Source organism: Verrucomicrobiota bacterium, assembly GCA_016871675.1.
Taxonomy (GTDB): domain Bacteria; phylum Verrucomicrobiota; class Verrucomicrobiia; order Limisphaerales; family VHCN01; genus VHCN01.
Genome location: VHCN01000001.1, coordinates 168,991 through 185,619 on the forward strand (window position 1 = coordinate 168,991; position 16,629 = coordinate 185,619).

A 16,629-nucleotide genomic window follows, 5' to 3' on the forward strand; every position below is an offset into this window, starting at 1 on the left:
TGGGGTTCATGCGCCGCCCGGGGACGGCAACAGCGGGGCAAGGTAGGGAAGTGCGCGGTGGAAGGGAAACAGTTTTTCTGGCGGACGGAGCGCACGCGCGGGGCGTTCGGCGCAGTGCTGTGAAAGGCAATACCGGCCACTCGACACTTGCAATCGCGCGCCCCGTGCATTCCCTTCACCGCAACCACTGATGCGACTCTCCGCGAAGCTGTTCCTGTGGGGCGCGGTGTTTGCCGTGCTCGGCGTGCTGGCGTTGTGGATCGAGCACGCGCGCGCCGCGGCCCGCACTCGCGCCTTCAAGGCGCAGCTCGAGGCGAAGGGCGAGCGGCTGTCCTACACGAACCACGTCCCGCCCATGCCGCCCATGGCGTCCAACGGCGCGACGGCCTTCGCCGGCGCCGCGAACGCGCTCACCACGCTTAATCCATCTTTCGTGCCACAGCCGATGCGCCTCGTCGCGCCCGGCCGCGCGAGGGTTGCGTGGCGTCTGCCCGCGCTGCCGGAGCCAAAGGAGGCGGACGTCTGGCCCGCCGTGGCCGCGCACATCGAGGAGAACCGCGACGTGCTTGCGGAGCTGCACGCCGCGGTCGAACTGCCCGTGATGGTCCACAAGCTCGCATACGAGAAGACGTTCTCGATGCTCCTGCCGCACTTGCAGAAATTGAAGGGCGCGGTCGGTTCGCTGAGCTGGGCCGCGCTCTACGACATGCGCGAGGGCAACCGCGAAGCGGCCTTCACGAACCTGCTCGCGGGCATCCGCGCGGGCAGCCGGCTCAAGGAGCCCGTGGTGATCTCACAACTCATTCGCGTCTCGTGCGGCAGCATCATGTTCGGGACGACGTGGGAGGCGATGCAGTTCCCCGGATGGACGGACCGTGAGCTGGCGGCGCTCCAGCAGGCTTGGGAGGAGTTCGACACTCTTGAAGGCTATATGAGCGCGCTGAACATGGAACGCGCGATGGGCGTCGCCATCACCGCCGAGTGTCGGACGAACTGGCGGGCACTTTCGGGCACTAGACTTGGAGGGTCGTCCGGCCCAGGCAATGTTGGCGACTACGTTTCAGAGGTCTGGTCCGTCGTGACGTGGCACGCATGGACCTCGTATGCCGACGAGCGCTGGCTGCTGGAGCGGCACCAGATCTCGCTCGACGGGGCGAGGCTCGCGCTCGCGACCAATTGCTTCGCGCCCGTGAAGTCACAAGTCGCCGCCGCCACCACCGCACTGGGCGAACCCGATTTCAACTATCTTGTTTCGAAGGCGACCGTTCCTGCCATGGACCGGTTCTTCTTGAGGATCGCGAGGCACGAGACGACCCGGCGTCTGGCCGCGGCGGCCATCGCACTCGAACGCCACAAGTTGCGGCATGGCCGGTATCCGGAAGCCCTCGCCGCGCTCGTGCCTGAGTTCATGGCGACGCTTCCGCACGATTTCATGGACGGCAACCCGCTGCGCTACCGGTTGCTGCCGGAGGGCACGTTCCTGCTGTGGTCCATCGGCGACGACCTGGTGGACGACGGCGGCGATGGCTCGACCCCACCGGCCGCCACGCCCGGCGAGAGGCTTTGGATCAATGGCCGAGACCTGGTGTGGCCTTTGCCGGGAACCGCGCGGGAGGTCGAGGATGACCGCGCCGCGATGGAGTCGCGGCGGCCTGGGAGGTAGGGCGGCGCGAAGGCCGTGGACTACTTCCGCGAGAGCAGAAACGAAATCACGTCCCGGAAATCCTGCACGGTCATCCCCTGCTCCAACCCCTCGGGCATCAGCGCGAGCCTCGATTGCGTTCGCGACTTGACCTGCGGTCCGGGAATCACGAGGCCCTTGCCGTCGGCGGTGAGCAGCGTGACCGTGCCGTCGGGGCTGGAGCTTTCGAGCAGCCCCGAGTGAGTCTGGCCGTCCGCCGTCGTGACCTCGTGCGTGACAAACCGCGGCGCGCGCGGGCGCCTCCGGCCAGAGGGCGGCCATGAATCCAAGGAGGAGGGCGGTCGTTGCGGCGCGAGAGTTCATGGCGGCTCGGGTGATGCGGCGATTGGACGGAATGGCTGCGCACAAGGCGAGCGTTCAATGAGGCGCTCGGCCGGAGGAACCGAACCTGGAACACTGAACATTGAACTTTCCGCCTCCACCGCGATGCGGGAGATTCCGCGTTGCATGCGTTTCGGGCCGCTTGAACTGAAGTCCAACCTGTTCCTCTCGCCGCTGGCGGGCTACACGAACCTGCCGTTCCGGCTCACGGTGCGCGAGATCGGCGGCGTGGACTTGTGCACGACCGACCTCGTCAACGCCCGCTCGCTGCTCGAGCGCAATCCGAAGGCGCTCAAACTCATCGAGACCTGCCCTGCCGATCGACCGCTCGCCGTGCAGCTTTTCGGCTCCGTGCCGGAGGAAATGCGCGACGCCGCGCTCGACCTCGAAGCGCGCGGCATCGCCTCCGTGGACATCAACATGGGCTGTCCCGTGAGGAAGGTCTGCCGCGTCGGCGGCGGCTCCGCGATGATGACGGAGCTCGACCGCACCGCGTCGCTCGTCAAGGGCATGGTCGGCGTGGTGAAGATTCCCGTCACGGCCAAGATGCGGCTCGGCTGGGACGATGACAACCTGACCGCGCCGGACCTGGCGCGCGCGCTTGCGGACGTCGGCGTCGCCGCGATCTTCGTCCATGGCCGCACGCGCGAGCAGGGTTTCGGCGGGACGGTGAGCCTCGCCGGCATCCGCGCGGTGGTGGATGCCGTGCCTGGCATCCCGGTCATCGGCAACGGCGACGTGATTTCGCCCGAGGCTGCGAGCCGGATGCTCGACGCGACGGGTTGCGCCGGCGTGAGCATCGGCCGGGGGGCGTTTTATGATCCCTGGATTTTCACGCGCACGCGGCGGCTGCTCGAAACGGGCGAGTCCGCGCCCGAGCCGGGATTCGGCGAGCGCGTGCGCGTGATGTGCGGCCATCTCGACCGGATGGTGGAGGTGTTCGGCGAGGAACTGGGCTGCCGGATGTTCCGGAAGGTCGCGCCGTGGTATGCGAAGCGGTTCGGGCCCGCGAACGAGTTCAACAAGGCCGTGGTGCGCGTGAACACGCGCGCGGAATTCCAGGACGTGCTCGGTCAATACCTGCGCTGGCGGCGGCAGTTCTGCGATGAGCGCGGCGAGTTGCTGCCGCGCTTCGCGCCCGCGCCGATGGTCGCGTCGTTCATGCAGGGGCGCGAAGCCGCGCCGCCCGCCGTCCGGCGCGAGGCCATCCCCGTCCCGAAGGGCCCGGTCGAAGTCTGGTAGTCTCAGGCGAATTTCCGATTGGCCGCGCGGGTGAATCCGCTATGGTCTGCCCGCAAGACCGACCTGAAACCACGCCTCATCCATGCCCGAGAAGCCCGCCCCGCCGCCCGCCGAGAACGGCCCCGGCAGTTTCGTGCTGCTGCTCATCGCGCTGTCGGCGGTGCTGGCCGTGCAGTTTCACAAGAGCTTCGCGCCGGACCAGATGCTCTTCGCCAATGACGGTCCGCTGGGCGTGATGGTGGCTTACCGCGACGACGCCGTGGGGAACCTCGCCGGCGTGTGGCAGGACCTGACCTGGCTCGGCGGACAATCACCCGGCGGGACGCTGAACCTGACCACGGTGCTCACCGCCGGGCTCGGGCCGTTCACGTTCATGAAGTTCTTCACGCCGTTCACCCAACTGCTCCTCGGCGTGTGCGCGTGGCTGTTCTTCCGGCAGTTGCGATTCAACCCGCTCGTGTGCGTGCTCGGCGGCATCGCGGCCGCGCTCAACATGGATTCCTTCTCGCGCGGTTGCTGGGGGCTCGGCCAGTGGAACATCACCGCGGCGATGACCTGGCTTGCGATGGCCGCGCTTGTGGTGCCCGGCGTGAAGCGGGCGTGGCTGCGCGCGGGCGTCGCGGGGGCGGCCATCGGTCTCGGCGTCTCGGAGGGCTTCGACACCGGCGCGATTTACAGCCTCTACGCCGCGGCGTTCGCGCTCGCGTTGCCGTGGCTGCTCGACGGCGCTTCGGAACCCGCCGTGCGCGCCCGGCGCGGAATCGTCTCCACGGTGCTCATGGCGCTGTTCGCCGGCATCGTCGCGGCGCAGACGGTTCACGTGCTTGTCACGACGCAGATCAAGGGCGTGGCCGGAATGGAGAAGCAGGACGCGAAGCAGAAGCAGGCGATTTACGACTTCGCGACGCAATGGAGCCTGCCGAAAGTCGAGACGCTGCGCGTGATCATCCCGGGGCTCTACGGTTATCGCATGCTCGACCACTACACGCGCGACCCTGGCTCCGTGTATTGGGGCACGGTCGGACAGCAACCGGGCTACGAGACGCATCGCCAGGGGTATCCCCGCCACTCCGGCTCGGGCGAATACGCCGGCGTGCTCGTGGTGCTCGTGGCGTTGTGGGCGCTGGCGCAGGCGTGGCGCAAGGACAAGGGCCCGTTCACGCCGCGCGAGCGCCGCTTCATCTGGTTCTGGTTCGGCGTCGCGGTCGTGTCGCTGTTGCTCGCGTGGGGAAGGCACGCGCCCTTCTACAAGCTGTTCTTCTCGCTGCCGTTTGCGTCCACCATCCGCAACCCGATCAAGTTCATGCACCAGTTCCACCTCGGCCTGCTCGTGCTGTTCGGCTTCGGCCTGCAGGGACTGTGGCGGCTGCACCTCGAGGCGGGCGCGGGCGCGAAGGACTCCATCATCGAGCATGTGAAACTCTGGTGGGCGCGCGTCACCGGCTTTGACCGCCACTGGGTTCACGCCTCCGTCGCGGCGCTGGTGCTGGCGGTGCTGGGCTGGATGTTCCACGTCTCGTCGCAGGCGGAGCGCATCGCGTGGCTCAAGGCAAACGGCTTCGACGAAAAATCCGTGGGCGGCGTGCCGGACATCGCCGCGCAGATCGCGAAGTTCAGCTCCAACGAGGTCAGTTGGTTCATCGTCTTCCTCATCCTCTCGGCGGGATTGGTCGCGGTCATGACAAGCGGCGCGCTCGCCGGGCCGCGCTCGAAGCTCGCCGCGCTTCTGCTCGGCATGTTGCTCATCACCGACCTCGGGCGCGCCGACGCGCCGTGGATTCTCTACTACAACCACCGCGAGCGCTACGCGACCAATCCCGTGATCGACACGCTCAAGGCCCGGCCGTGGGAGCACCGCGTCACCGCGCTGCAACAGCCGATGGTCTTCTACAGCTTCTACCATCAGGAATGGCTGCAGCACCACTTCCCGTTTTACCGCGTCCAGTCGCTCGACGTCGCGCAAGAGCCGCGCGTGCCGCAGGAGAAGATGGACTACCGCGGCGCGTTCGGGCAGGACGCGCTGCGCTACTGGCAGTTCACGAGCACGCGCTGGGTGCTGGGCGTGGGACTCGTCCCCACGGAGCGCGGTCCGATGAACTTCCTCGACGTGCTCAACGGCCAGCTCGATCCGGTGCAGAAGCGATTCCGCCTCCACACGTCGTTCAACCTCGCGCAGTCCAGGCCCGACGCGCCCATCACCACCCACGTCGCCACGAACGGCCAGTTCGCGCTCTACGAATTCACCGGCGCACTCCCGCGCGCCGCGCTCTACTCAAGCTGGATCGCGACGAACCGCGCCGCGCACCTGGCCTTCCTCACCAACGCCGCGTTCGACCCGCGGGCGCACGTGCTCGTCGAGGAACCTTTCAGCGCGCCCGCCGCCGGTGCCACCGGCACGAACCCGCCGGGCGGCGAGGTGAAGTTCGTTTCGTATGCGCCGAAGCGCATCACGCTCGCCGCATCGGCGCCCGGACCGCGCGTGCTGCTGCTCAACGACCGTCACGACCCGAATTGGACCGTGCGCGTGGACGGCCAGCCCGCGCCGCTGCTGCGCTGCAATTACATCATGCGCGGCGTGGCGCTGCCCGCGGGCGAGCACACCATCGAGTTCCGCTTCGAACCCCCGCGGCAGGGGCTGATGCTCAGCATGGCCGGCCTCGTCGTCGCGCTCGGGTTGTGCGCCCTGCTCCTCTACGACCGCCGCCTCGCGCCGGCATCCGACACACCCGCGCCGCCGCCCGCGCCCACCCAGCCGAAGCCTGGAAAGTGACCGAGACGCGACCGCTTCCCCAATTGGAAATTGGCCATCGGCGATTCCCCCATGTCCCATCAGGAAACCTACCGGCACAACGAAGCCTACGCGGAATTCCTCGCCCACTGGGACGCGGGCTTTTACGCGAAGTATGCCGACACCCTCAAGCCCGCCCGCGCCGGCGCGCGCGCGCTTGACGTCGGCTGCGGCGCCGGACAAGTCGTGGGACGGCTCACCGAGGCGGGCATCGAGGCGTGGGGCGTGGACGTCTCCGAGCCGAACATCGCGCGCGCGCGCAAGTTCAGCGAACGCTGCCTCATTTACGACGGCCGCAAGCTGCCGTTCCCCGACGCGCACTTCGCCTCGGCGGGCGCGCTCAACGTGCTCGAACACGTCGAGGAACCCGAGGCGTTCATCCTCGAACTCGCGCGCGTGGTCGAGCCCGGCGGACGGCTCGTGCTCTCCAGCCCGAACTTCTTCCGCGTGCTCGGTTTCCGCGATTACCATCCGCGCATGCGGGGCGTCGCGAACAAGTGGCGCAACTGGCGCCGCCTGCGCGAGAAGCTCCGCCAGATGTGCGACGCGCCGGACACCGTGCGCTTCGACCGCATGACGCCCATCGTGAAGGAGCCGTTCACGCCGGACGACGACGCCATCGTGGCCACCAACGCCGTCGAGATGGAGTTCTTCCTCGAGCGCGCCGGTTGCGCCGTGGACCGCGTCGAGTGCACCGACCGCACCGTGGCCGCGCCCGTGGACTTCCTGCTCAACCTCGGCCCGTGGCGCTACGGGATGTTCAACGCCTTCCTCGTGGCGACGAAGCGCGGATAGACCTCTCCATGAACCTGTGGCCCGACCACCCCTCACCCGTCCCGCTCCGAGCGGCAGCACCCTCTCCCCTCGTCCGACGAGGGGAGAGAACCAATGGCCCGCCAACTGCCGCGATTTCGGCCCCTGAACCCGAACGGACACTCATCACCCCATCCCTCTCCCCTCCTCCGAGGAGGGGAGAGGGTGCCCGAAGGGCGGGTGAGGGGTGGCTGTGCGCCAGCCGGTTCATGGGTAGGGATGGGGTGAGGGGTGGCCGTTCCGGTTCATGATCCCAATGCGCGGCTTGCGAGCCGTGGGGGCTGCCCATGGACCGGAGCGCGACCGTCGCCCCATCAGAGCCCCGTCGGGTGGTCGAGGAACACCCACGGGACTCCAAACCGTTCCGACAAGTGCGCCGCGAGCGCCTTCACGCCGAACGTCTCCGTCGCGTAGTGTCCGCCGTAAAACACGTTCAGCCCAAGCTCCTCCGCCACGCCGAACGTCCAGTGCGGCCCCTCGCCGGTGATGAACGTGTCCACGCCCTCCGCCGCGGCCTGTTTCAACTCCGCGCCCGCGCCGCCGGTCACGATGCCAATCCGCCGGCATCGCGCCGGCCCGCCGGGAAGGACCTTGGGAGCGCCGCCCAGCGCGCGCGTCAACGCGCCTTCGAGCGCCGCGCGAGAGAGGTCCGCCGCCGCCTGCCATCCGATCTTCCGGCCCTTGCACTCGAAGAACGGACGCAGCCGCCTCAAGCCGAGCGCGGCGGCAAGCTGCGCGTTGTTGCCGAGCCTTGGATGCGCGTCCAGCGGGAGATGCGAGCTGTAAACCGCCACGTTCTCCTCCACAAGCGCGCCCAGCAATTCGCGGCGCCGGCCCGTCCACGGCACGTTCGGCGACCAGAACAGCCCGTGATGCACGATGAGCAGGTCCGCGCCCGCCGCCGCCGCGAGCTTCACCGTCGCGAGGCTCGCGTCCACCGCGGCGGCGATGCGGGTGACGCGCCCGGAGTTCTCGACTTGCAGCCCGTTGTGCGCGCCGTCCCAGTCCTTGAACGCCGCGGGACGGAGCAGCCTGTCGGCGTGCGCCACCAACCGGCTGAGGGAAGCGGCCTTCATGCGGCGAGGCTCTCCTTGTAATGCCGCCGGCACACGGAGAGGTAGCGGTCGTTGCCGCCGATCTCGACCTGCGCGCCTTCCTTGAGCGCCTTCCCGCCGGCATCCAGCCGCAGCACCATCGTGGCCTTGCGCCCGCAATGGCAGATGGTCTTGAGCTCGATGAGATTGTCCGCCCACGCCAGCAGCCACTGGCTTCCCTCGAACAGGTTGCCCTGAAAATCCGTCCGCAGCCCGTAGCACAGCACGGGGATGCGCAACACGTCCGCGATGTCGGTGAGCTGGTGCACCTGCGCCCGGCTCATGAACTGCGCCTCGTCCACCAGCACGCACGCGACCGGGCGCGCCGCGGTCTCCGCGCGCGCAAGTTCGAGCAGGTTGTCGCCGGGCGAGAAGATGCGGGCGTCCGCCTCAAGGCCGATGCGGGACTTGACCTTGCCCCTGCCGAAGCGTTCGTCCAGTGCGGGCGTGAGCACGAGCGTATGCATGCCGCGCTCGCGGTAGTTGTAGCTCGACTGCAACAGCACCGTGCTCTTCCCCGCGTTCATCGCGGAGTAGTAGAAATAGACCTTGGACATGCGCCGCGCTAGAGCCGCTTTTCGTCGGCGTCCATGTAGTCGGTGAAGCACTGGATGTCGTCGCGGTGGGCGAGGCCGGACTGTTCCTTGCGCCACTTGAGCCGGGCCTTGAGCTGCGGGTCGTCGCCGCGGCCGTAGTTGAGCACGTGCTCGCAGAAGGCGGCCTTGTCCGCGGCGGTGGCCTTCACGTTCTTGAGCACCCAGTCGCAGACTTCGCCATCGGTGATCGAGCCCTTCACCACGGCGATGAACTGCTCGGCGGTCAGGCCGGCGGCCTTGAGCCACGCGCCGTCGAAGCCCTTGGTGAAGTTCTCCTGGTAGTCGGCGTGCAGCCTGCCCGCGAGGTGCAGGCGGATCTTGTCCACGAATCGCGGCAGGTAGGCCCAGCCCGCCATGGTTTCACGCGGGCTGCGGGGATAAAGGATCGGGGTGTCGCTCATGCGGGCATCGTCGCGAGGCGGCGGTGGTGTGTCAATCGCGCGCGGTCGCCAGCCAATGCGCCAGCGCCGCGAGCGCCTTCGACCTGTGGCTGATGCGGTTCTTCTCCGCGTCGCCGAGTTCGGCGAAGGACTGCTGGAAACCGTCGGGCACGAAGTGCGGGTCGTAGCCGAAGCCGCCCGCGCCGCTCGCGTGAAGTTGGATGCGGCCTTCGCACGTGCCGCTGAAGAGGTGAGGGGTGAAGGGTGAGGAGGGATGGGTTTCCGATGGAACAGATTCTGCGCTGAATCCTTGAACTGATGTCGAGCTCCCCTCACCCCATCCCTCTCCCCTCCTCGGAGGAGGGGAGAGCGTGCCCGTAGGGCGGGTGAGCGGTGTCGGAAGGCAGGGAGCGAGCGGCACGAGCGCGAGCACGCAGCGGAATCGGGCGGTGCGCTTCGCTTCGGGCACGTCGCGGAGCAGGCGGACCAGTTTCGCGTTGTTCTCCGCGTCGGGCGAGTTGCCCGCGGAGGCCGAGGGCGAGTCCAACGCCGCGAAGCGCGCGGAATGCACTCCCGGCGCTCCCACGAGCGCGTCCACTTCGAGCCCGGAATCATCCGCGAGGACGAAGCGGGTTCCGTCATCCCGCACGCCGCACGCCGCACGCCGCGTTTCCCTGAGCCACTCCGCGAGCGCGAGCGCTTTCTTCGCGGCGTTGCCCGCGAAGGTCGGCGCATCCTCGACCACGCCGGGCGCGCCGGGAAACGCATCGAGCGTCTCGCACCGGAATGCCGCGCCGAGGATGGACTGGATTTCCTGCGCCTTGTGGCGGTTGCGCGTGGCGAGGACGACCGTGGTCATGCGCGGGCCTTCTCCTTTCGGCCGTCCGTCCCGCCTCTCACAAATCCTGCCGGACGCGGTAGAGGCGGGGGAAGAAGTTGGTGAGGACGGTGTCGTTGAAGATGAAGTTGGTGCCCGAGGCGACATTCGTCGCGATCGGGAACCAGCGCGAGCCGAAGGAGCCGGCGCCGAGATTGGTGAGCGCCTCGAAGACGTAGGTTTGCCCGCTGATGGCGTTGCTCACGTGAAACGCGGGCTGGTTCGTGAGCGCCGGGTCCACGAGCAACGTGGCGTTGGTGAGCACCTGGATGTTCACCGTGGCGGAGTTGTTGGACGCGCCCAAGTTGTCGAACACGCGGGCGGACAGCGCGAAGTTGCCCGGCATGATGTTCGTGGACGTGAGGTTGAACGGCGCGTTGGAGACGACGCCGATGAAGTTCGTCCCGCTCTCGTAGAATTCGACCCGGACGACGGTGCCGTCCGTGTCGTTCGCCGTCGTCGTGATGGTCGCGTTGGAGCCGGCGAGCAGCCTAGTGCCGTTGGTTGGTGAAGTGATTGTCACCGAAGGCCCGGCGTTCACGGTCAATATGAAGCTAGTGCTCCCAATCGAAATGCCATCACTGACTACGACTGTGATTGCCGTGGACCCCATTTGATTCGCAGTAGGACTGATCGATAGTGATCGAATTGCTCCGGTCCCAACGACGACGATACTACTATTAGCCACTAAACCACCATTTGATGACGATGCGGTGACTACCAGACCGCTCGCCGAAGTCTCCGTGTCACCAACTACGAATGAGATATTGGAAACCGTAGTGCTTTTGAGAGTCACTTGCGGTTGGATGCTGGAGACGGTTGGCGGGTCGTTAACTAAGACAGTGAAGCTCTTAATGGTTGAAGCCACTCCATCACTCACGGTTACAGAAATGACCGCACTTCCGGACTGGTTGGATAGTGGGGTGATTGTGAGAATCCGATTTGCTCCATTGCCTCCAAAAACGAGATTTGAATCTGGAATCAGCAATGGGTTTGCGGAAGTCCCCGAAACGGACAAACTAGCCGAAGGAGTTTCAGTATCGCCGATGGTGAACGGAATGCCAATTAGTGTCCCGTTTCGAGAAATAAGTTGATTCGAGATGTCGGAGAAAGTTGGGGGATCGTTCACAGTGAGTGTGAAAGAGACAAAGTTAGTGCTTATGCCGTCGGTTACTGATACTTGGATCAAGCTCATTCCGGTTTGGTTCGTTATTGGGATAATGGTTAAAGTGCGATTCGTCCCGCTGACTCCGATCACGATGTTCGTGACAGGAATCAGACTCGGATTGGAGGAGGAAGCACTGAGGCCCAAACTGGATGCTGGAGTTTCGGCATCAGAGATGTTCACGGTCAAATTAGTCAGTGCCGAATTGCGATTAATTACCTGATTGGCGATTGCTCCAATCGAAGGTGGGTCGTTTACCGTCAATACGAACGAGGTTGTTGTTGTGGTTTCTCCATCGGTCACACCAATCGTAATCGTAGCCGCACCGGATTGATTCGGGTTAGGTGTCACCAACACAGTTCGGGACGCACCGCTGCCCGCAAGGACGATGTTCGCATTTGAAACCAAAGTAGTGTTTCCTGAACTAGCTGAAACCAACAGACTGTTCAAAGGTGAATCAGGATCGCCAATCGTGAAAGCCAAAGCTGATGTCGAAGCGTTTCGACCTATTGTTTGGTTGGCGATAGCTGTAATCGTAGGCGCAGGATTGTTCGCTACGACAATCGTTCCGTTTTGGTTGAAGTGGAGCGTGCACGTGTAGTTGTAAGTGCCCGCGGTCGGAAAAGTGAACGTGTAGGCGCCGTTGCGCGGGATGATGAACGGCGAACTCGTGAAGGTCGGACTGCCCGTGGAGGTGACGTTGTGGTTGGCGAAGCCGGTGTTCGTCCACGTCACCGTGTCGCCCGCGGTGATCGAGAAGGAATACAAGGTTGTGGGCGTCGGCCCGAAGAAGTTGTCGCCGATGTTGATGATGTGCGTCGCGCCGCGGGCGCCGGGCGCAAACAAGAGGGCGAGGAGCAACAGGCACGCGCGGAGTGAATGGGGAAATGACATGGTGCGGATGAGCTTCCGGCCAGATTGAAGCACTTCCGCGGCGCAGAAACAAGGCGGCACTCCGCGGCGCCGATTCCGATTTCAGCCTTGCCTCGCCGCCGGGGGGACAGTCGGGTGTTTGCGCGTGAAATCTCCTTCGAAATCCCTCCGGGTTCGCTTTCGCGTCACGCCCGTGGCCGTGTTCATTGCCCTGTCGGGCGTTGCGTCCTCTCCCGGCGCCAGCGCGCAGACGTTGCGGCCGCTTACGCCGGCGTTTCGCGACGCGCCTGCGCCCGCACTCCCGCGGCGCGGCGCAACCCTGCGAGACGCCCGCCGTTCCGTTGCCGCAAGGCGCCGCGTTTCCCGCCCCGCAGATTCCCCCGGTCATCGAAGTCCCGTGCCGGATGGTTCTCGCGGCGATGTTCGTCAACCAGCACCGTCACGACTTCGACGTGACACCTTCTGCTTGCAGGGCATCCAGGGCGATCGAGTTCGCTCCGCTGCCGGAATCCCGCCGCAATCACGCTTGCCATCCGCCCCTGCGGCGGGCAATTAGAAGCGCATGGGCTTGCCTCAAACCGCCGTCACGCTTTCCCCGGAGAACATCGCCGAGCTCAGCCAGAAACTTGGCGACATGCGGCACAACATCAACAACCAGCTCTCACTCATCATCGCCGCCGTGGAGTTGTGCCGCCGCAAGCCCGAGGCCTTGGAACGCATGCTCGCCTCCATGGAGAAGCAGCCCGGCAAGGTGATGGCCGAGATGCGGACGTTCACCGCGGAATTCGAGGGCGCGCTCGGCATCAAGCGCGACGAGGAGACACTCGTCGGTTGAAGCCAGCGGGCGCGCCGCGGCTCAACCGGCGCGCTTTCGCTTTGCTCCAAGCCGTTGCCGCAGTTGCTCCAGCGGCAGCGTGTTGACCACGTCGCGCCGTTCCAGCCAGCCCTTGCGCGCGAGGCCCGCGCCGAACCGCAGGAACTGCGCGTGGTCGAGCCGGTGCGCGTCGCAGTTGATCACGCACTGCACGCCCCTGGCCTTCGCCGCGGGCCAGAGCCGCCAGTCCATGTCGAGGCGATACGGGTTCGCATTCAACTCGATCCACGTGCCCGTCGCCGCGCACGCCTCGATCACGGCCTGCGCGTTCACCTTGTATGGCTCGCGCTCCAGCAGCAACCGCCCCGTGAGGTGGCCGAGCATGTGCACGTGCGGACACTCCGCGGCGCGGATGAGCCGCTTCGTGTTGTCCGCCTCGTCGCTTCCGGCCACGTGCAGGCTCGCCACCACCACGTCGAGGTCCGCGAGCACATCGTCGTCGAAGTCCAGCCGCTCCTTCAACACGTCCACCTCCGTCCCCGACAGCAGGCGGAAGTCCGCGCCTTCGCCCTCCAGCCGCCCGTTCACTGCGCGCACCGCCTTGACTTGCGCCCGCAACCTCGCCGCGTCCAGCCCGTGCGCCTGGAATGAACTGCGCGAGTGATCCGTGACCGCCCAATACGCGCAGCCCAATTCCTGCGCGCCGTCCGCCAGCGCGTCGAGCGTCTCCACGCCGTCGCTCCAGTTGGAGTGGTTGTGCAGCGAGCCCTTCAAGTCCGTCCACTCGAGCAGCCGCGGCAGCGCGCCCTTCTCGCCCGCGGCGAACTCGCCGTGGTCCTCGCGCAGCTCGGGCTCGATGAACGGCAGGTCCAGCGCTTGAAAAATCTCCTCCTCGGTCCGGCACGGCACGAGCAGCGCCGCGTCGCGCGTCTCTTCCTTCGAGCGAAACAGCCCGTATTCGTTCAGCCGCAATCCGCGCGAAAGGGCGCGCTGGCGCATCACGATGTTGTGCTCCTTGCTGCCCGTGAAGTAAGCCAGCGCGTAGGGAAACTCCGTGTCGCTCACCACCCGCAAGTCGGCCTGGATTCCGCCCGCAAGCATCACGCTCGCCTTCGTCTCGCCCCGCGCGCTCACGCTCAACACGCCCGGCTGCTGCGTGAAAAACTCGATCACGTTCGCCGGCCGCTTCGACGATGCGAGAAAATCAATGTCGCCAATCGTCTCCTTCCAGCGCCGCAGGCTGCCCGCCGTGCTGCAACGCGTCACCTCCGGGTGCGACCGCAGCGCGTCGAGCAACGGCTCCGCCGCCGCGAGCGCGGCATGGAGATGATGCTTGCTCGCATACGTCCGGCTGAAGGCAATCGCCTCGAGGATTTTCGACTGCGTCTTCTCGCCAAAGCCGTCGAGCGCGGCGACCTTGCCCGACGTGCACGCGGCCTCGAGTTGCTCGAGCGATTCGAGGCCGAGCTCGTCGTGCAGCTTCTTCACCTTCTTCGGCCCGAGCCCGTGCAGGCCGAGCATCGCGAGCAGGCCCGCCGGCACCGACGCCTTCAGCTCGTCGTAATACGCCAGCTTCCCCGTGGTCGCGAGCGCGGTGATCTTCTGCTGCAACGCCTCGCCGATGCCCTTGATCTCTCCCAGCCGCTGCTCGGCGATGACCTTGTCGAGCGGCTCGGGCAGCGCCTCGAGCGTGCGCGCGGCGTTGTGGTAGGCGCGCGTCTTGAACGGGTTCTCGCCCTTCAACTCCAGCAGCGTGCCGATCTCGACGAGAATCTCCGCGATGCGGTCCTTGTCCATGCCGCGATGATGCGAGCGCCGTCCCGAAGTGCAACGCGGAAAGCGCCCCCCCGCGCGCGACACTTGCAACGAACCGGTCGCGGCGGATAGTCCACGCGTGGCTGACGAGCGCTCCATCCACGGCCGCGGCGCGGCGGACAATCCGGCGAACCGGTTTGTCCCGCTGCAATTCGCGCCCGATGCGGATTTCGATCCCACGGAGGACCCGTCCCCCGCAACGCGCTTCTTCCGCGACGCCAGCGCAAGCCTCATCACGTTCAACGACAGCCCGGACATCCCGTTCACCGCCAGCCTCAACCCTTACCGCGGCTGCGAGCACGGCTGCATCTACTGCTACGCGCGACCGACGCACGAGTATCTCGGCTTCTCGGCGGGGCTCGACTTCGAGACCCGCATCATGGTCAAGGACCGCGCGCCCGAGCTGCTCCGTGCCGAGCTCGCGTCGCCCCGGTGGAAACCGCAATGGCTCGCCCTCGGCACCGTCACCGACGGCTACCAGCCCGTCGAGCGAAGGCTCAAGCTCACGCGCCGCTGCCTCGAAGTGCTCGCCGAGTTCCGCAACCCCGTCGGCATCGTCACCAAAAACCACCTCGTCACCCGCGACGCCGACCTGCTCGCGGAACTCGCGCACGCCGATGCCGCCGCGGTTTACGTCAGCGTGACCACGCTTGATGCGGACCTTGCCGCGAAGCTCGAACCTCGCGCCTCGCTCCCGCAACACCGGCTCGCGGCCATCCGCGCGCTGCGCGCCGCCGGCGTGCCCGTCGGCGTGATGGTCGCGCCGGTGATTCCCGCGCTCACCGACCCGGAGATGCCGCGCATCCTCGAAGCCGCCGCCGCCGCCGGCGCGCAGTTCGCGGGCTGCGTCGTGCTGCGTCTCCCGTTCGGCGTTTCGCGGTTGTTCGAAGACTGGCTCGCCCGCCACTTCCCCGACCGCCGCGACAAGGTGCTCGGTCGCATCCGCGACATTCGCGGCGGGCTGTTGAACGACCCGCGCTTTGGCTCGCGCATGAGCGGCGAAGGCATCTTCGCCGATCAAATCAACCGGATGTTCCACGTCGCCCGCCGCCGCGCGGGCATTCACGAAGGCGGCCCGCGCCTCTCGACCGCTTCGTTCCGCGCGCCGCCGGGACCGCAGTTGGAACTGTTTGATCGCGGCTGATCGAGGCTTCGTGTTTCATCGGTGGCATGGGCGCGCGCTGCATCTTCATCACCGGCACCGACACGGGTGTCGGCAAGACCGTGTTCACTTGCCTGCTCGCCCGGCATCTCCGCGCCTCGGGAGTGCGCGTCGCCGCGCTCAAGCCCGTCTGCTCCGGCGGCCGTGGCGATGCCCTCGCCCTGCGCGCTGCGCTCGACGGCGCGCTGACGCTGGACGAAATCAACCCGTGGCATTTCCGCGCGCCGGTCGCACCGCTGCTCGCTGCGCGGCGCGAGGGCAAACGCGTCCATCTCGCCGCCGTGCTCGCGCACGTCCGCCGGTTTCAGAAGACGTTTGAAATCGTCCTTGTGGAGGGCGCAGGGGGCTTGCTCAGCCCGCTCGGTGAGCGCTTCAACGCCCGCGACCTCATCGCGAAGCTGAACGCGACTCCCATCGTCGTCTGCCCAAACCGCCTCGGCGCGGTCAACCAGGCGCTGCTGCTGATGGATGCGGTGCCCGCAGTCGCGGCACGGCCCGCGCGTCTGGTCCTCGTTCAACCACGCACGCCGGACGCATCAACCCGGAGCAACCCGACACTGCTCGGCGAATTCCTTGGCGCGTCGCGCGTGTTCACACTTCCCCGGTTGGGCAAAGTGCGACAGGGCAGTGCGGAAGTTCCTTCCTCGTTACGCCACCTTGTGACGGCGCTGACGGCGGCAGGTTGATGGCGCTACGCGCGGCGCTCCTGGATGCCCGCGAGGATGTCCGCCACCACTTCCGCGCGCGGCTTCACGCCGACGTGGCCCTTGCCGTGGACGCGGACTGCGACATTGCCCGCCTCCAAATCGCGCGGGCCGATGACCAGCATGGTGTGGACGCGCGCGGTCTCGGCGTTCGCAATCTTGGCCTTGATGGGGTCGGAGCCAAAGTCACCTTCGCACCGCGCCATGGCCGCGCGCAGTTGCTGCACGATGGATTTCGCGTAGGCCACGAGCGCCGCGCATGCGGGATCGTCCTCGCTGCCGA

At 66.6% G+C, this 16,629-nt stretch carries 15 protein-coding genes; 7 read left to right on the forward strand and 8 right to left on the reverse strand.

What is annotated here, in order from left to right; translation table 11 throughout:
- The first annotated feature begins 190 nt into the window (after nt 1–190).
- Nucleotides 191–1,663 carry a hypothetical protein gene (locus tag FJ386_00750; protein MBM3875239.1) on the forward strand — a complete coding sequence of 491 codons (1,473 nt, stop codon included), beginning with the start codon at nt 191–193 and terminating at the stop codon, nt 1,661–1,663.
- A gap of 20 nt (nt 1,664–1,683) precedes the next feature.
- Here FJ386_00750 and FJ386_00755 read toward each other — a convergent pair whose 3' ends face one another.
- Entirely contained in the window at nt 1,684–1,971 is a 288-nt protein-coding gene (locus FJ386_00755) for a hypothetical protein (GenBank protein MBM3875240.1), read from the reverse strand.
- Between the two features lie 178 nt (nt 1,972–2,149).
- Here FJ386_00755 and dusB point away from each other — a divergent pair, with 178 nt between their 5' ends.
- From dusB to FJ386_00770, 3 genes are all read left to right on the forward strand, one after another.
- The gene (gene dusB, locus FJ386_00760) at nt 2,150–3,265 is read left to right on the forward strand and encodes a tRNA dihydrouridine synthase DusB (GenBank protein MBM3875241.1); all 1,116 of its coding nucleotides are present in this window, start codon (nt 2,150–2,152) and stop codon (nt 3,263–3,265) included.
- A gap of 82 nt (nt 3,266–3,347) precedes the next feature.
- Nucleotides 3,348–6,035: a YfhO family protein gene (locus tag FJ386_00765; GenBank protein ID MBM3875242.1), complete on the forward strand. Its 2,688-nt coding sequence runs from the start codon at nt 3,348–3,350 to the stop codon at nt 6,033–6,035.
- Between the two features lie 51 nt (nt 6,036–6,086).
- Nucleotides 6,087–6,848 carry a class I SAM-dependent methyltransferase gene (locus FJ386_00770; GenBank protein MBM3875243.1) on the forward strand — a complete coding sequence of 254 codons (762 nt, stop codon included), beginning with the start codon at nt 6,087–6,089 and terminating at the stop codon, nt 6,846–6,848.
- A gap of 332 nt (nt 6,849–7,180) precedes the next feature.
- Here FJ386_00770 and FJ386_00775 read toward each other — a convergent pair whose 3' ends face one another.
- From FJ386_00775 to FJ386_00795, 5 genes are read right to left on the reverse strand one after another with little or no spacing between them, the layout of a single operon-like run.
- Entirely contained in the window at nt 7,181–7,942 is a 762-nt protein-coding gene (locus tag FJ386_00775) for a Nif3-like dinuclear metal center hexameric protein (GenBank protein ID MBM3875244.1), read from the reverse strand.
- Nucleotides 7,939–8,517 carry a thymidine kinase gene (locus tag FJ386_00780; protein MBM3875245.1) on the reverse strand — a complete coding sequence of 193 codons (579 nt, stop codon included), beginning with the start codon at nt 8,515–8,517 and terminating at the stop codon, nt 7,939–7,941. The genes FJ386_00775 and FJ386_00780 overlap by 4 nt, the downstream gene beginning before the upstream one ends.
- Before the next feature lie 8 nt (nt 8,518–8,525).
- The gene (locus FJ386_00785; GenBank protein ID MBM3875246.1) at nt 8,526–8,957 is read right to left on the reverse strand and encodes a DUF5069 domain-containing protein; all 432 of its coding nucleotides are present in this window, start codon (nt 8,955–8,957) and stop codon (nt 8,526–8,528) included.
- A gap of 31 nt (nt 8,958–8,988) precedes the next feature.
- Nucleotides 8,989–9,921 carry a non-canonical purine NTP pyrophosphatase gene (locus FJ386_00790; protein MBM3875247.1) on the reverse strand — a complete coding sequence of 311 codons (933 nt, stop codon included), beginning with the start codon at nt 9,919–9,921 and terminating at the stop codon, nt 8,989–8,991.
- Complete coding sequence (locus FJ386_00795) at nt 9,833–11,839, reverse strand: hypothetical protein (GenBank protein MBM3875248.1); 2,007 nt, start codon at nt 11,837–11,839, stop codon at nt 9,833–9,835. Before FJ386_00795 ends, FJ386_00790 begins: the two co-directional genes overlap by 89 nt.
- A gap of 574 nt (nt 11,840–12,413) precedes the next feature.
- On the opposite strand from FJ386_00795, the gene FJ386_00800 reads away from it, so the two are divergent.
- The gene (locus tag FJ386_00800; protein ID MBM3875249.1) at nt 12,414–12,686 is read left to right on the forward strand and encodes a hypothetical protein; all 273 of its coding nucleotides are present in this window, start codon (nt 12,414–12,416) and stop codon (nt 12,684–12,686) included.
- Between the two features lie 21 nt (nt 12,687–12,707).
- Here the strand turns inward: FJ386_00800 and polX are convergent, their stop codons facing one another.
- Entirely contained in the window at nt 12,708–14,462 is a 1,755-nt protein-coding gene (polX, locus tag FJ386_00805; GenBank protein ID MBM3875250.1) for a DNA polymerase/3'-5' exonuclease PolX, read from the reverse strand.
- Between the two features lie 97 nt (nt 14,463–14,559).
- On the opposite strand from polX, the gene FJ386_00810 reads away from it, so the two are divergent.
- Nucleotides 14,560–15,624: a PA0069 family radical SAM protein gene (locus FJ386_00810; protein ID MBM3875251.1), complete on the forward strand. Its 1,065-nt coding sequence runs from the start codon at nt 14,560–14,562 to the stop codon at nt 15,622–15,624.
- A gap of 26 nt (nt 15,625–15,650) precedes the next feature.
- Nucleotides 15,651–16,328 (forward strand): dethiobiotin synthase, encoded by a 678-nt coding sequence (bioD, locus tag FJ386_00815; protein MBM3875252.1) that lies wholly within the window; start codon nt 15,651–15,653, stop codon nt 16,326–16,328.
- A 5-nt stretch (nt 16,329–16,333) separates the two neighbouring features.
- Here the strand turns inward: bioD and FJ386_00820 are convergent.
- On the reverse strand, nt 16,334–16,629 hold a 296-nt coding region (locus tag FJ386_00820; GenBank protein MBM3875253.1), incomplete at its 5' end, for a threonine--tRNA ligase.

Coding starts and splice junctions, on each gene's coding strand:
- FJ386_00750 (MBM3875239.1), top strand. CDS start 191: ATGCGACTCTCCGCGAAGCTGTTCCTGTGGGGCGCGGTGTTTGCCGTG.
- dusB (MBM3875241.1), top strand. CDS start 2,150: ATGCGTTTCGGGCCGCTTGAACTGAAGTCCAACCTGTTCCTCTCGCCG.
- FJ386_00765 (MBM3875242.1), top strand. CDS start 3,348: ATGCCCGAGAAGCCCGCCCCGCCGCCCGCCGAGAACGGCCCCGGCAGT.
- FJ386_00770 (MBM3875243.1), top strand. CDS start 6,087: ATGTCCCATCAGGAAACCTACCGGCACAACGAAGCCTACGCGGAATTC.
- FJ386_00775 (MBM3875244.1), bottom strand. CDS start 7,942: ATGAAGGCCGCTTCCCTCAGCCGGTTGGTGGCGCACGCCGACAGGCTG.
- FJ386_00780 (MBM3875245.1), bottom strand. CDS start 8,517: ATGTCCAAGGTCTATTTCTACTACTCCGCGATGAACGCGGGGAAGAGC.
- FJ386_00785 (MBM3875246.1), bottom strand. CDS start 8,957: ATGAGCGACACCCCGATCCTTTATCCCCGCAGCCCGCGTGAAACCATG.
- FJ386_00790 (MBM3875247.1), bottom strand. CDS start 9,921: ATGTCGCCTCGGGCACCAACTTCATCTTCAACGACACCGTCCTCACCA.
- FJ386_00800 (MBM3875249.1), top strand. CDS start 12,414: ATGGGCTTGCCTCAAACCGCCGTCACGCTTTCCCCGGAGAACATCGCC.
- polX (MBM3875250.1), bottom strand. CDS start 14,462: ATGGACAAGGACCGCATCGCGGAGATTCTCGTCGAGATCGGCACGCTG.
- bioD (MBM3875252.1), top strand. CDS start 15,651: ATGGGCGCGCGCTGCATCTTCATCACCGGCACCGACACGGGTGTCGGC.